We start from the raw sequence: 15,080 nt of genomic DNA, 5'->3' as shown, positions 1-15,080 counted from the left end.
TTTCTAAGGTCTTCACTAAAAATGTCTCAGCTTGACACTAAAATACAATTTGATTTAATTAATTCATATATGTAGGTAACGTCAAGCACTAGAAGGAGGAAATATGGATAAAAAAATTAGGATAGAATCAGATAGCTTAGGAGAAGTAAAAGTACTAAGTGAAAGTTACTGGGGAGCTCAGACTCAGCGTTCTTTGGAAAATTTCAAAATTGGTACAGAGAAAATGCCAGAGCCCCTGATTAAAGCGCTAGCAATAGTAAAACTTGCAGCAGCACGTGTTAACATGAAACAGGGTAGCATAGATAATAGAGTAGGGGATGCAATCTGCACAGCGGCACAGGAGGTAATAGACGGTAAATTTAATAATCAATTTCCGCTTGTTGTTTGGCAAACCGGTTCTGGAACGCAGACCAATATGAATGTGAATGAAGTGATCAGCAATCGTGCAATAGAAATTTTGGGCGGTGATTTAGGTAGTAAGTCTCCAGCGCATCCAAATGATCATGTAAACTGTGGTCAGTCATCAAATGACACTTTTCCAACAGCAATGCATATAGCAGTAGCAGAACAAATAGACCGCTTGCTTATTCCCAATCTTGAAGAATTATATAAAGCGCTAAATAATAAGGTTCATGAATTTAAAGATATAATAAAAGTAGGGCGTACTCATCTGCAAGATGCAACTCCTCTAACACTTGGGCAGGAATTTTCTGGCTATGCAGTTCAGATTAAAAAGGGAATAGAGAGAGTAAAGTCAACTCTAAGCAATGTATATGAACTTGCACAAGGTGGCACCGCGGTTGGCACGGGAATCAATACTAAAAAGGATTTTGCTGAAGATTTTGCTAAAGAAGTGGCAAAAATCACTAATTTTCCATTTATTTCAGCAAAAAATAAGTTTGAAGCACTAGCAGCAAATGATGCTTTAGTTGAGCTCAGTGGAGCACTCAATACAGTAGCAGTAAGCTTGATGAAAATTGCAAATGATATAAGGCTACTTGGTTCTGGTCCAAGATGCGGAATTGGAGAAATAATGTTACCAGAAAATGAGCCTGGCTCTTCAATCATGCCGGGTAAGGTGAATCCAACTCAATGCGAAGCAGTGACTATGGTATGTGCTCAAGTTATGGGAAATCATGTTGCCGTGACAATTGGTGGCTCAAATGGTCACTTTGAATTGAACGTGTTTAAGCCGGTGATAATTTACAATGTTTTGCAGTCTATAAGACTTTTAGCTGATGCAAGTTTAAATTTTGCAGAGAAATGTGTAGTTGATATTAAAGCAAACGAAGAAAGAATAAAGGATTTACTAAATCAGTCGTTAATGCTAGTTACTATATTAAATACGCATATAGGATATGACAATGCAGCAAAAATAGCGAAGCTTGCTTATAAAGAAAATATCACTCTAAAAGAAGCAGCAGCAAAACTTCAACTGCTCACTGAGGAGGAGTTTGAAAGGATAGTGAAACCAGAGGAGATGGTAGGTTAAACTACCACCTTTTTGTCCCTAGTTAATTGTGGTAATATGTATGGAATTTTGCTGGTTGCTCTACATATACCTCTTCTAAATCACTTAGAGCGTGGTCATTGCGATTAAAGCCATATCTTTTAACCATCTCATCTAGCGTAACAGAGCTTAGAGAGAAACTGAACTCTGGCAATGGATTCACATTTGAGGATTGCAGACTAGTTAATGGCTCTCCGACATTTATTTGAGAGTATAGGAAAGTTAGCTCACCTTCCAGGCTAGTATGTTCTTCTGGTACTGCACTATCATTAACTATTGAATCTTCTGGTACTATATTGCAGAATTGATTATGGAATTCAGCAAAACCCTCAAATGGAGGTACTGATATGCACTGGCGCTTTGCTGGTGGCTCCACTGTAGATATTTCGTCTATTCCATTATCAAACTCACGTTCAGCAACTATTTGTTCTAATGTAGCAAAACTTGGAAGAAAATTTTCTAAACTTGGCTCTGAAAATTCATTCAGATCATCTCTCTTTCTTTTGTGTACTAACGGTTCATTTTCATAAGAAAAGTCTGATCTACTATCAAATGTATGTTCAACAACTGTTTCCTCGAATGCAGGAGTTATAGGAGATAAATTTAACTCTGGCAAATCATCCACAATTGAGGATTGCAGACTAGTTACTCCATTTATCAAAGAGTTATAATACTCTGGGGATAATTGCTCACCTTCTAGGCTATCTGATATATTCTCATTCGACGTTAAACTACTACTAACTGTTGAATTTTCTGTTACAGTATTGCGGAATTGATTATCGAATTCAGCAAAACCCGGAAATGGAATTACTGTTTGGCTACATGATTGATCCTCTTTGTCAGAAGAAAGTTCTAGTCTGGTATCAAATGTATGTTCAACAACTGTTTCCTCGAACGCAGGAGATATAGGAGAGAAATTTGCTGCTGGCAAATCATCTCTGTTTTGTACTAACGGTTCATTGGAGTTTTCAGTACTTAAGTTGCTTGAATTCTCTTTATTGCTTAAGTAAAAATTCTTTAGGACAAGCTCAGCTTTGACAGTTGATTTTGTCTCTAAATTTACTTTATAATCTTCCTTTTGCTGAGTGTTCAGTTGATTAAATAGGGTTTTAAATAAAGTAGAGTGGAGATAAATACAATCGAGTGTATTGAAAGCAAACTCTTTATCCTTTTGGAGTAACTCCTTAAAGATAGAAGGTGCATCTTCATTCTTTAGAGCATTTAGTATGCCGGACATAGCTAAAGAGCCTTTAGGCTTTGCTTTAACATGCTCTATATATTGATTTTTATGGTTAGTGCTAAGATTATTGAATATCTTTTTAAATTTATTTACTTGTCTATAAGAAGCTAACTTGTCTAAATTTTTCACCATTTCGTCGCTTATACTACCATGCATTTCTTTACCACCATCAAAGTTAATATATTAATATTATATGAACTTTGATGACAAAATCAATATAAAATATTTAAAAATTAATTATTTTTATTATAAAAACAGTAATTCTATTAATTGTTTTCCTGATTTGTGTCTGTTTTGCTTTCTATAGCTAACCCAAATTAGGTTTACCGGAACAAATTTTATAAATAATTTAAGTTAGTGCGTGAAGCTGGAATCCAGATTTTTAGCTATGGTCAAGCCATAGGATGACAAATTGGATCCCCAGACTATGCAAGAAATCTAAGGCGAATTATCTTCCGCGACCTGTGTTTGTTTTTTCTACTTCAGGAGTATTGACAGGCGTTACCGATGGATCATCAAGCTTTGTTGCTTGCTTTAAACCTTCACTTATACTTTGATCTTGACTTAAAATTTTGTCGAAGTTTTTACTTTGTTGATTACCATTCATCACGCTAATTTCTAAGCCAGGGCCTTTATAATTGAAAGACTCGTCGGGTTGGACATTATGTTCCTTACCATCAATATTTAAGTTAATCACATTAGTAACATTCGGAAAAGTTGTATCTTGCTCAGAACTATTGTATGTAATCTTAATATTGAGAGCTTTATCTTGATAATTAAATGCTTTTCCTGGTTCTAAATTGAACTCTTTTCCATTTATATTTATGAAAGAGCTTTGACTCATACTATGTTGCTGAATTCCGTTATTTGATATACTTTTTTGAGCAGCTTCTTTTGTATCACGAGCATTTTCCACATTCTTTTCATCCCCACCAAAAAGTTTTTCTAATATTTTTTTCAAAAAGCGCCCCAATAGACTAAGCAAGCCTTCTTCTTTCTGATTTTCTTGCGGTTGTGGTGTATCATCTTGCTTAAGCTCTTTACTACTCTTTGAGTTTTGCACTCCCATGCCTTTCTGCTTAGAAATCTGATTAATTTCCCGTAATGGTTTATCATTGTTATCTGGTTGCTTAAGCTCTTCACTACTCTTTGTAGTCATTGAAGCTCGAACTCCTATGTCTTTTTGTTTAGAAATTTGCTTAGTTTCCTGCAATGATTTATCATTGCTGTCTGGTCTACTACTTTTATTTATACCAAATTCCTTTCTTAATTCTTGTGTTGACCTTGTGAGTTTACGTATTTCCTCATTTTCTTGCCTTTGTCGTCTTTGAAGCTCTTTATTTAATTCAGCAACATTTTTCATTCTGCCCTCAAGCTCATTATCTTTTATAGCCTTAAGAGCTTTCGTTCCTTTTGCTATACGATCAACCTTCTCTTCCAGTGAACTACCTTCTGGAAAAGCACCTGGAGAACGTTTAAAAACGTCTTTGAATTTCTTTTCAACACTTGGTGTGTCTTTAAACTGTGACATACCTACTACCTGAAAGCATATAATATACCCAGTGTATTAGGTTATTATGTAAAAATGATTAACATAGAAGCTTTATCATCAAAATATTATTTACTTATTGGTTTAAAATACGTCACAATATAAAAATGAAAAATAGCCGATTAGCGGTAGTATTCGATTGGGATAATACCTTAGTTGATACTCAAGATAATATTTCTAATGCCATTCAGCATACCTTAAATTCAATGGGGTGTAGCAACAAAGTTGCTGATAGAAACTCTCATGAATCAAGAAAGAGCTACATGGTCAATTTGTTTGGCGATAAGTGGAAAAAAGCGAACCAGATATATCAAAAATACCTAGATAATGCACTGTTACAAAATATTACTCTGAATGAAGGAGTAGAGAGAATGCTGCAGACACTGAAAAGCCACAATATTTACCTAGCGATAGTTAGCAATAAGAAAAATACTAATTTACGTCAAGAAGTTGCCTATTTTAAACTAGATTCTTACTTTGAAAGAATAGTTGGCTCATGTGATACTGCAGAAGATAAGCCATCTGCAACTCCACTGCTGTTTGCATTGGAGGAGAGTACGCTACCTGTAAATAGAGAAAATGTGTTTTTTGTTGGTGATAGCATCACAGACATTCTATGTGCACAAAATGCCAATTGCTTACCCATTATGTACGGCCAATCAATAAGCGGTTATGAAGATTTGTTATATTTTCAACATTTTAATAAACTTACAGAATTCATAGTAAAGTATTTGAAAGATAGGTGGTAATGACAGAGATCGCTAGTGTAGAAAGGCGCTTTTGCGCATATTTAATAGATATGGCAATTTTATTAATACCAGCCTTACTAATTGTGTTGTCATTAGGGGATTTTCCATTAATTTTACACCTGTCATACATGTGTATAAATTGTGGTTACTTTACATATTTTATATCTTCAACAGCTCAAGCAACTCCTGGTCAACAATTAATGAATATATATACTATCACTTTAGATAGTTCTAAAATAGGTTTGAGCTTAGCATTTGATCGCACTATCTCTCAGTTTTTCCTTCCTATGCTAAATAATTCAATTATCACCTTTATCAAACTTTTTCAAACATCAGTAAATGCTTTAAGTACACTAGAAGTGATTATAGTGATGCTTACCTTCAGTTGGTATTTAGTTGCTTGCTTTTCTCAGAAGAAACAGACATTTCATGATGTGCTATTTGGTACGGTTGTTGTGAGAAAAATGAATTGATGTTGCCTTGAATGTTATGTAGATTACATTGGTATATTAGCTAAAGAAAGGTTATGAATAAAGAAATAATAGAACATTTGAATAAATTGCTGACTCATGAATTAACTTCCGTACGTCAGTATCTTTTGCATTCTGCGATTCTCAAAGATAAAAAGATCAATAGGTTTGCAGAAAAGATGAGAAACGAGCTTAATGAAGAGCTTGGACATGCAAATAGGTTAGCAGAAAGAATTTTACTGCTTGAGGGTGTACCAAATTTTCAAGATACAAATCAAATCTCAAAGTATGACGGAAAGTTCACAAAAGATACAATACAGAAAATCTTAGAAGATAATTTAAAGTTAGAAGAAGAAGGCATAAAGGGCATCAGAGAGGCAATTTTTGTTGCTGAAAAAGAAAAGGATGTGATTAGTGTAATGTTATTAGAAGAACTACTGCAAAACGAGGAAGAGCACTTACATTGGATTAAAGGACAAATTAATCTCATTGAGCTTATGGGTATTGAAAATTACTTAAGAACACAAATATAGAGTGTTAAGAAAAACAGTATTTGTTTTCATTATACCTTTTCTACTTCTTTTTTCACTAGGGTTATGGCAGTTATTTAGATTAAATTGGAAGAGTAATATTATCAAAAATATGGATCTTCCAGTTATTCATCTGCTGCCTAGTGATAATCTTTCAAAGTTTAACTACAGAAACGTTAAAATCGACGGAATTTTAAGTGATATAGAACTATATGTTTTCGCAGGTCAACGTGGCTATCATGTGCTGTCTCCTATGTTGCTTACCACTGGACATTACATATTAGTGAATAAAGGAATAGTTAGAGAAAAAAAAGAAGAAAAAGCAAAAATTGAAAAAGTAGCTTTGAGTGGAGTTTTATATTGTGATGGTAGCAAAAATTGGTTTATCAAAAATGATATTGCTTCAAATACGTGGTTTACCTTAAGTACAGAAGAAATCTCCAATGATCTAGGTATTAAGCTAGAAAAATGTATATTGTGGCAAGACAATTTTGGTGGAAAATTGACTATACAGCCAATTAAGCATTGGGAATATGCAATTACTTGGTTTGCACTTTCCTTTATTTGGCTAATTATGTGTATATTTTACTATAGGCAAAATAGATATAAGTTGTAGAGAGGTAGCATGGAAAAAGAAAAGCTACAAATAGAAAACATGCAACAAAGTGGAAGTAAATACTTATTACAAGAATTAATTGTATGTCAGTATTGTAAATACACTTATTATGGAATGAGTCATACTAAAGAAGGAAAAAGTTACTATTGTTGTTCCGGAATCCGTTTTGATGAATGTAACAGCAAATCAATATGCGCGGATATACTAGAAGAGGTAATATGGGAAGAAGTTAAGATGGTCAGAGAGCATATAACGAAGGAAAAGTGTGATTTATCAGAGGTAGATTGGGAGACTAAATTTAATATAATTAGAAAGTTAGTTCAGCGTATTGAAATTGATGATGATAATGTACATATGGTGTTTCGATTAAAAGAACTCGCTCTCGAAAGACAAAAAGAAGATATTCAACCTTGTACCAGAATTATAAAGAATGTAGTGCTATCAAATGCAATAGGAATGCATAAAGTTAGCAACGCCCTGGCTGCAATATCAGTTGCAGTGAAACTTGGAATTAGTGATGAAGAGATTAAAAAAGGTCTTTTGGAATTTAAAGGAGTAGCAAGGAGATTTTCTTTAATTGCCGATATTAAAGGTGTTAAGTTAATTGAGGATTATGCTCACCACCCAAATGAAATACAGGCAACCCTGGCAGCAGCACGTTTGACCACTAAAGGAAAGGTAACAGGAATTATCGAGCCGCTTCGTTTTGCTCGTATTCGTAATTTTTTTGATGAGTTCGTACGAATTTTCATGATGTTTGATTATGTAATTCTCACTCCTGTCCATCCTCCAGAAGATAAGCCTATTCCTGGCTGTGGAATTGATGATATACAAAAAGCCTTGATCAGTAATGGGTTTAGTAACGTAGAGATTATGAATGATGCTCTACTCATTTCACATTTTATTAGTGATTCGACAAATTCAGGGGATGTAGTATTATTTATTGGTGCTGGTAGTAATATAGCTAAACTAGCAAAAGAAACTGCAGAGCTGCTGCTAGTAAAATAAACTTAAGCATTGGTGATTTATATGATAAAATTGTGTAGTAAAACTGGATCCCAGTGTCTAGGCAAACAACTGTACAGACATTGCGATATGGGGATAGCTTCCATTAAGAATGATGTCATCCCAGTGCCCAGACACTGGGATCCAGAAAACTTAACTTTAAATAAGTGGCTGTATAATAAAAACTGGATTCCAGTGTCAAGCACTGACCATCCGCTACTCAAATTACCTGTATATTGCAATGTTCATACACTGAAATGTTACAGCGCTGGGGTGACATTTCCCGAACGTGCACACAATTGTGAATCTAGTAGAGGTTTAGTATGATGAAAAAGACAATTAGCAGTGTATTTGCAAGAGAAATTTTAGATAGCAGGGGTTACCCAACAATTGAGGTAGAAATAGAACTATGTGATGGAGCAACAGGTAGAGCCGCTGTCCCTTCTGGGGCTTCGACCGGTAAACTAGAAGCATTGGAGCTGAGAGATCAAGATGAAAAAAGGTATTGTGGTAAAGGAGTGCTGAAAGCTGTTCAATCTGTGAGTGAAGTGATAGCAAATAAAATCATTGGCATGGATGCAGCAAACCAGAGTGTAATTGATAAAGTTTTAATTGAACTAGATGGAACAAAAAATAAATCTAAACTTGGAGCAAATGCAACTTTGGGTGTGTCTCTTGCTGTTGCAAAAGCAGCAGCAAACAGCTTTAAAATGCCGTTATATAAGTATTTGGGAGTAGGGGAAGAGCAGATGCCAGTTCCACTCATTAACGTAATGAATGGTGGAGTACATGCGGATAATAAACTCGATTTTCAAGAATTTATGATTCTTCCGGTTGGTGCTGAAACTTTCAGTGAAGCAATCAGAATATCTGCAGAGGTATTTCATAACTTGCGCAGCATTCTTAAGAAAAAAGGTTATAGCACAAACGTAGGAGATGAAGGTGGTTTTGCGCCAAACATTGGAAGCACTGAAGAAGCTCTTAATTTGATAATTCAGGCTGTTGAATCTGCCGGTTATTCGATGAAAAATCACTTTGCACTGGGTCTTGATGTTGCTGCATCTACTTTTTATGAAGATGGACTTTATAAATTTGAAAATAGAGAACTCACTTCAGAGGAATTGGTTCAGTATTATTTTGACCTTGTAGGCAAATATCCAATAATTTCTATAGAAGATGCAATGAATGAAGACGACTATGAAGGTTGGAAATTACTTACTGTAAAACTTGGGAATAAAGTTCAATTGGTTGGAGATGATTTATTTGTTACAAATTGTGAACTAATAAGTAAAGGAATAGAGGAGAAAATGGCAAATGCTGTACTAATCAAGCCAAACCAGATAGGAACACTTACGGAAACTTTTGCTGCTATTGAAATGGCAAAATTAAATGGCTACAGGGCTATTATTTCTCACCGCTCAGGTGAAACAGAAGATACAACGATATCCCACATATCAGTTGCGTCGAATTGTGGGCAAATAAAGACTGGCTCGCTGTCGCGTTCTGATAGGCTTGCAAAGTATAATGAATTGATGAGAATAGAAAGTTCATTAGGAGAAAATGCTAAATATTATCGCGGGTTAGAATGGATTTCATAGACGAAGTTAAATTATATTTAAAAGCAGGTGATGGTGGCGATGGCTGCGCTAGTTTTCGTCGAGAAAAATTCGTTGAATTTGGTGGCCCAAACGGTGGTAATGGGGGCAGGGGAGGAGACATAATTTTCATCAGTGATGCAAATCTCAACACTTTGCTTAATTTTCGTTGTCGAAGACATATTAAAGCGAGTAGTGGAAAAAGTGGTACGAGTAGAGATAAATCTGGCACAGCAGGAAAAGATATTATACTTAAAGTTCCAGTTGGTACACAAATAATCGATGAAGAAAGTGAGGAAATAATAGTAGATCTTGATAAACCTGACATGGAATTTCAAGTAGTGAAAGGTGGAAAAGGTGGGCTTGGAAATACTAACTTTAAATCTGCTACTAATAGGGCACCAAGACATTTTACTCATGGTCAGCCTGGCGAAGAAAGAAATATAATATTGAAGCTAAAAGTTTTATCTGATGTTGGCATTATTGGTATGCCAAATGCAGGTAAATCTAAATTTTTAACCCGCTGCTCAAATTCTGATACGAAAGTAGGCGATTATGAATTTACTACTATAAGACCACATTTAGGTGTAGCAAAAGTGGATTATAGCGAAATTGTGATAGCAGATATTCCTGGAATAATCGCTGATGCTCATCTTGGAGTTGGGCTCGGACACAAATTTTTAAGGCACATAGAAAGGTGCAAAATTTTACTGCATTTAATTGATGTAACTCACGATGATATTATTTCAGCTTATAATTGTACACATAATGAACTGAAGCTTTACAATAGCGACCTTATCAAGAAGGAAGAAACTGTCGTGTTAAACAAATGCGACTTATTGGAGGAAGCAGAAATTCTTGAGAAGAAGAATCATTTAGCCAATTATCTTGATAGAGAAGTACTGTGTTTATCAATCGACGATGATTTACAGCCCATTCTGAGGTTGTTAAATGAAAAAGTGAAAACTAAGGAAATTAATGTATATGATCCTTTTGAGACATAGATTCAGTATACAGATGGCTAATTTAATAATTGCAGTTTAAAATTATATTAATACCTATAGCATAGTAGTCATTACATAGAATGTTTTCGTCCTCATATCTTGCTTTAATACTATAATTAGTATTTATTCTTAAAAATCGGAGAACATTATGAGTAATTTGTCGGCATTAGAAAAAATACTATGGACGATTAATGATGATAGCAAGGTAGATCCATCTAACATAATTGAAAAACTTCAAAGTAAGCTGCAGCAACATGACATTGATATGTACAATCAATGGAAAGAAGATGGGTTTGATATAAATGCTAATTCATTTGATGGAAGTAACTTACTATGTTTAGCATCTGAAAGTGGCTGTGTAAAAGTAGTAGAGTTTCTTATAGAGAAGGATGCAAATGTTAATATACAAGATAATGAAGGAAAGATTCCTTTGGATTATGCTATTTCTAGTGGAAGGGAAGACGTAATAAAGGTTTGTACAGAAAAGATTCTTTTGCATGATGATGTTAATGAAGGGGTGTTGCAGATATCATCAGAGCAAGAAGCAGAAATTGGCTCACAAGATCAATATGAAACTCCTCTTTCATATCCGCTTTTTCTAACAAGTAGAAAGTTAGAAAGTGCACTGAATTGATTTAATTATGATAAGAAAAACTAATTTGTAGTCTAGTTACGCAGGCAATTTTCCACAGTTGTCTGCATTTTTTGTTCCACAACTTATCTTTTTTTCGGCTTGTGCCATTTCTCACACTGTCTCTTGCTTTCTTGAGCTCAGAAATTCAATAGCTACAAAAGCATTTGAGTAGTTTTTTGTTAAGAATTAGGCATAGAATCCCCCATATTTATTAATAAAGAACAGAAAAAATGTAACGCACATACGACAGAGATTAAGCATATGTGTGCACCCATTTGCGCTGAAGAAGATACGCTACATTCTTTACTGAGTTTGATTATTTGATAAAAAAGTCTGCAGACGAAGATAGATTTTGAGCTCTAAAAATACCTCTACTTTGATTATACTAAGATTGGATAAATAGGCGAAGTAATTTTTATATTAGTTTTTTAGCTTACAACCGATTTTACGTTTAACAACTTGACATTTATTCAATACTACTGTATAATAAAGATGTGCATTTTTTGTACTATGGCAATAAAATTACCTTGTAATAGGTGTATTGGACCCGAGGGCAGTACTCGGCGCCTCCACCATATTTTTTGTTAATACGGGGGCGAGTAAGGATCGACATGCATAGTAAAGATGGTAGCTTTGCTCGGTTAGATACCACCGCTAAGAGTTCACAATTTAGATGCAAACGATAACTTTGCTGCTGAAAACAATGTTAAAAAAGTAGCTGCTTAATTTAGGCACTATAATTTCATTGCTATAAGCACGGTTTAGGGAACGCCGGGTAACAGAAGTTCCCCCAAACATGTAAGGGTTATATGGATAAAACAGCTTATCAGAAGTCGCTTAGTTATGCTAAATTTCAAGTTATCAAAAAGGCTCTAGATACTATATTAGATAATGTTTTTACTCCTCACTTAGAGATACTGTTTTTTACGCGATTTAACGGTGTTGTCATACCAGACTACTTGAAAGAATCATATCCCACTCAAATGCTTATTATATTACAGCATCAATTTTATGGTCTAAAAGTTCTTGAAGATAGGTTTAGCGTTAGTTTGAGTTTTCGTGGAAAACAAGAACAAGTCACTGTACCGTTTTTTGCTATTAGTGAGTTTCATGATAAAATTTCAGGAGATACTTTAGTATTTAGCGTTGATTCTGATAAAGAATATGAAAGTGAGAAATGTGCTGAAAAGTCATCAAATGGTAGTATTATATCTATAGATCAACTTTACGATAAGTAGTTGCTTCATTTTATAAATAAAAAATATTGTATCTGTTCAGGATATCGACAAGACCATAGAGTAAAAGTGAGTTTATAACAAATGGTATCATTTGAGTAGCTGACATTGACTTTCACATAAAAAACGTTGTAAAGCGCTTTCATGTTTACCAACTTAGTGCTAATCTGGATCCCAGTGTCTGGGCACTGGGATGACAACAAAGGGGCGACTTGAGCAGAGGCTATTTAGGTAACAAGAGGTGGACAAGAAAAGAAGCGCTGGTTTCATACGTACCTGAACACTTATCCTGCATGTAATAAACATGATCAAAAAGCTATTCATACAGTACACATCTCTCCGTTAATTTATCAATAAGTTTTTTATCTACTTGGAACCAAAGATTACAATATCTTATAGCTTATTGTTTACACCTGTTTCAGCATAAAAATTATTGTGGGGCTTGATTTTATATCTATCACTACACATAATAGGTTTTAGTATAAATTAGTAATATGCATCCAATCATATACTTGCTTAATCTGCTACTTGATTTTTACAGCTTCATTCTAATATGCTCAGTTGTTCTGGATTTGTTGATTAAATTGAATGTGGTTAACATGTATAATGAAGTTGTAAGCAAAATAATGCAAACTTTAAACCGACTTACCCATCCTCCACTAAAGGTTATCAGAAGGTATATACAACCATTCAATGGATTAGATTTATCCGTGATGATATTGATAATAGCAATTCACTTTGTAAAATATACAATTACTTATTACTTTAAGTAGATGTTAAAAAAACAGCTAAAATCAGCGATATACCTGTCACTTTTAATGTATATATATATATCGATTTTTAGCTATAATTATCAAGATCCATCCTTAAATACAGCTACAAATGAGAAAGTAACAAATTTAGGTGGAATAGTAGGTTCATATTTAGCTGATATATTAGTTCAATTTTTGGGACTCGCTAGTATTACAATAGCTACAACCATAGTTTACTTTTTGATATCAAAAAGGTTGTTGAAGATTCTCTATTTAGTATTAATCAATTTGGGAATATGCTCTACATTAGAGCAACTTTCGCTCAGCACCACTGCAAGGTATATGCACAGTGGAATAGTCGGCAATACCCTAATTGGCCACTGCCCGTTTTATGTATTCACGGTAGTAGCGTCGATAGGTATTGTAGGATTGGTTGGTTGGAAGAGAACAGTTTATTCTTTACTTTTCCTATGCAAAAAAATAGCTTCCTTTTTTCCAAAGATCTTGTTTTTCAGATTACGTAAAACTACTGATTATTCAATAGCACCGTTAGTATTAGAAGAAAAATATAGAACCACTAGACAACAACCAAAAGAAAGACAGAAAAAAGCTACCGAAGAGATTTTTAAACCACCTTCTAGCGAGTTTGAGTTTCCAAGCATTCACTTACTTTCTAAAGTAGAAGAATCTGTGCAGAGAAAACAGTTGAATGCATTAGAGAGCAATAAGAATTTATCTTTGCTGGAGCAGGTCCTGAGTGATTTTGGCGTGCAAGGAAAAATTATAAGTGTATGTTATGGACCGGTTGTGACTTTATATAAACTTGAACCACAAGCCGGCACAAAATCTGCAAGAGTGATTGGCCTTGCGGATGATATTGCACGTTCGATGAGTGCACTCTCTGCGCGTATTTCAATAATTCGTGGGCAAAATGCTATGGGAATAGAGTTGCCGAACAAGGAGAGAGAGATTGTGATGCTGCGTGATTTACTTGAATCGCCAGAATACCAAAATGCAAACTTAAATCTTCCAATTGCACTTGGCAAGGAAATAAGCGGAAAGCCAGTTATTGCAGATTTGACTAAAATGCCCCACTTGCTTGTTGCCGGGACTACGGGGTCAGGAAAATCAGTTGCGATTAACACGATGATTCTATCGCTCGTTTATCGATTAAGTCCTGATGAATGCAAGATGATAATGATCGACCCCAAAATGCTCGAGCTTTCAATATATGATGCAATACCGCATCTAATAACGCCAGTGGTAACAGAGCCAAAAAAAGCTGTTATTGCTCTTAAGTGGATAGTGAAAGAGATGGAAAATCGCTATCGCATGATGTCATATTTAAATGTGCGCAATGTAATAAACTATAATCAAAAAATTACAGAAGCGATGAATAGCGGAATAGAGTTGGAGCGCGTTGTACAGATTGGGTTTAACTCAACAACGGGTAAACCTTTATTTGAAAAAATACCACTTAAAATGGAGACATTTCCGTATATTGTGGTGATCGTAGATGAAATGGCAGATTTAATGCTTGTTGCTGGCAAAGATATAGAATGCTCTATTCAACGTTTAGCTCAGATGGCTCGTGCTGCAGGAATACACATCATAATGGCAACACAACGCCCATCTGTAGATGTAATAACAGGTGTGATAAAAGCAAACTTTCCAACGAGAATTAGTTTTGCTGTTACTTCTAAGATAGATAGCCGTACAATACTTGGTGAACAGGGGGCTGAACAATTGCTCGGTATGGGTGATATGCTTTATATGGCCTCTGGTGGTAAGATTATTCGAGTTCACGGTCCATTTGTAAGTGATGATGAGGTGCAAAATATAGTTGATCATCTGAAAACGCAAGGTGAGCCAAACTACATGGAGGAAATCACTCAAGAAGATGAAAATTCTTTCTCGGAATCAGAAGGTGAAACAGAAGATGAAGAGAACGATCTATACAAGCAAGCAGTGACCATCATTCAGAGAGATCAAAAGGTTTCAACTAGTTACATTCAAAGGCAGCTTAGAATAGGCTATAATAGAGCTGCAAATATTGTTGAAAGAATGGAGAAAGAAGGTATTGTCAGCGCTCCGAGTTACTCAGGAAAGAGAGAGATATTGGTAGAATAATCGCTAACTTAAACCAAGGAAAGTTATTTTAAGATCAATAGATCTCTTGCATAACTGGAAT

15 protein-coding genes and 1 other RNA gene are annotated in these 15,080 nt (G+C 34.9%); 14 read left to right on the top strand and 2 right to left on the bottom strand.

The window, feature by feature from the left end; genetic code table 11:
- The first annotated feature begins 103 nt into the window (after positions 1–103).
- Positions 104–1,492 (top strand): class II fumarate hydratase, encoded by a 1,389-nt coding sequence (fumC, locus tag ABWU64_RS04090; protein WP_353279339.1) that lies wholly within the window; start codon positions 104–106, stop codon positions 1,490–1,492.
- A 22-nt stretch (positions 1,493–1,514) separates the two neighbouring features.
- On the opposite strand, the gene ABWU64_RS04085 is transcribed toward fumC, so the two are convergent.
- Together ABWU64_RS04085 and ABWU64_RS04080 are read right to left on the bottom strand one after the other, a co-directional pair.
- Positions 1,515–2,906, bottom strand: coding sequence for a hypothetical protein (locus ABWU64_RS04085; RefSeq protein WP_353279337.1), 1,392 nt, complete (start codon positions 2,904–2,906; stop codon positions 1,515–1,517).
- 292 nt (positions 2,907–3,198) lie between these two features.
- Positions 3,199–4,281: a hypothetical protein gene (locus ABWU64_RS04080; protein ID WP_353279336.1), complete on the bottom strand. Its 1,083-nt coding sequence runs from the start codon at positions 4,279–4,281 to the stop codon at positions 3,199–3,201.
- Positions 4,282–4,406: 125 nt separating this feature from the next.
- On the opposite strand from ABWU64_RS04080, the gene ABWU64_RS04075 reads away from it, so the two are divergent.
- The 13 genes from ABWU64_RS04075 (at position 4,407) to ABWU64_RS04015 (ending at position 15,019) form a co-directional block, all read left to right on the top strand.
- On the top strand, positions 4,407–5,048 hold the full coding sequence (locus tag ABWU64_RS04075) for an HAD family hydrolase (protein WP_015588445.1): 642 nt from the start codon (positions 4,407–4,409) through the stop codon (positions 5,046–5,048).
- Positions 5,048–5,521 carry an RDD family protein gene (locus ABWU64_RS04070; protein WP_015588446.1) on the top strand — a complete coding sequence of 158 codons (474 nt, stop codon included), beginning with the start codon at positions 5,048–5,050 and terminating at the stop codon, positions 5,519–5,521. Before ABWU64_RS04075 ends, ABWU64_RS04070 begins: the two co-directional genes overlap by 1 nt.
- 53 nt (positions 5,522–5,574) lie before the next feature.
- Positions 5,575–6,051 carry a bacterioferritin gene (bfr, locus tag ABWU64_RS04065; RefSeq protein WP_353279335.1) on the top strand — a complete coding sequence of 159 codons (477 nt, stop codon included), beginning with the start codon at positions 5,575–5,577 and terminating at the stop codon, positions 6,049–6,051.
- A 1-nt stretch (position 6,052) separates the two neighbouring features.
- Entirely contained in the window at positions 6,053–6,664 is a 612-nt protein-coding gene (locus ABWU64_RS04060) for an SURF1 family protein (RefSeq protein WP_015588448.1), read from the top strand.
- Positions 6,665–6,673: 9 nt separating this feature from the next.
- Positions 6,674–7,672 (top strand): glutamate ligase domain-containing protein, encoded by a 999-nt coding sequence (locus tag ABWU64_RS04055; protein ID WP_041581384.1) that lies wholly within the window; start codon positions 6,674–6,676, stop codon positions 7,670–7,672.
- A gap of 21 nt (positions 7,673–7,693) precedes the next feature.
- Positions 7,694–7,996: a WPE palindromic element domain-containing protein gene (locus tag ABWU64_RS04050; RefSeq protein WP_353279334.1), complete on the top strand. Its 303-nt coding sequence runs from the start codon at positions 7,694–7,696 to the stop codon at positions 7,994–7,996.
- A complete protein-coding gene (gene eno, locus ABWU64_RS04045; RefSeq protein WP_041581386.1) occupies positions 7,993–9,267 on the top strand; it encodes a phosphopyruvate hydratase in 1,275 nt (424 codons plus the stop codon). The genes ABWU64_RS04050 and eno overlap by 4 nt, the downstream gene beginning before the upstream one ends.
- The gene (gene cgtA / locus ABWU64_RS04040) at positions 9,255–10,268 is read left to right on the top strand and encodes an Obg family GTPase CgtA (protein WP_353279333.1); all 1,014 of its coding nucleotides are present in this window, start codon (positions 9,255–9,257) and stop codon (positions 10,266–10,268) included. Before eno ends, cgtA begins: the two co-directional genes overlap by 13 nt.
- 148 nt (positions 10,269–10,416) lie before the next feature.
- Positions 10,417–10,902: an ankyrin repeat domain-containing protein gene (locus ABWU64_RS04035; RefSeq protein ID WP_353279331.1), complete on the top strand. Its 486-nt coding sequence runs from the start codon at positions 10,417–10,419 to the stop codon at positions 10,900–10,902.
- Between the two features lie 455 nt (positions 10,903–11,357).
- Positions 11,358–11,696: a transfer-messenger RNA gene (ssrA, locus tag ABWU64_RS04030) on the top strand.
- Between the two features lie 15 nt (positions 11,697–11,711).
- Positions 11,712–12,140 carry a ClpXP protease specificity-enhancing factor SspB gene (locus ABWU64_RS04025; protein ID WP_341815947.1) on the top strand — a complete coding sequence of 143 codons (429 nt, stop codon included), beginning with the start codon at positions 11,712–11,714 and terminating at the stop codon, positions 12,138–12,140.
- Positions 12,141–12,631: 491 nt separating this feature from the next.
- Positions 12,632–12,910, top strand: a complete 279-nt coding sequence (locus ABWU64_RS04020) for a YggT family protein (RefSeq protein ID WP_015588455.1) — start codon at positions 12,632–12,634, stop codon at positions 12,908–12,910.
- Positions 12,911–15,019: an FtsK/SpoIIIE family DNA translocase gene (locus tag ABWU64_RS04015; protein ID WP_341815948.1), complete on the top strand. Its 2,109-nt coding sequence runs from the start codon at positions 12,911–12,913 to the stop codon at positions 15,017–15,019. It begins immediately after the preceding gene.
- Positions 15,020–15,080 lie beyond the last annotated feature (61 nt).

It is taken from the genome of Wolbachia endosymbiont (group B) of Xanthorhoe designata (assembly GCF_964028585.1).
GTDB lineage: Bacteria > Pseudomonadota > Alphaproteobacteria > Rickettsiales > Anaplasmataceae > Wolbachia.
This window is presented reverse-complemented; position numbering and strand designations above follow the sequence as displayed.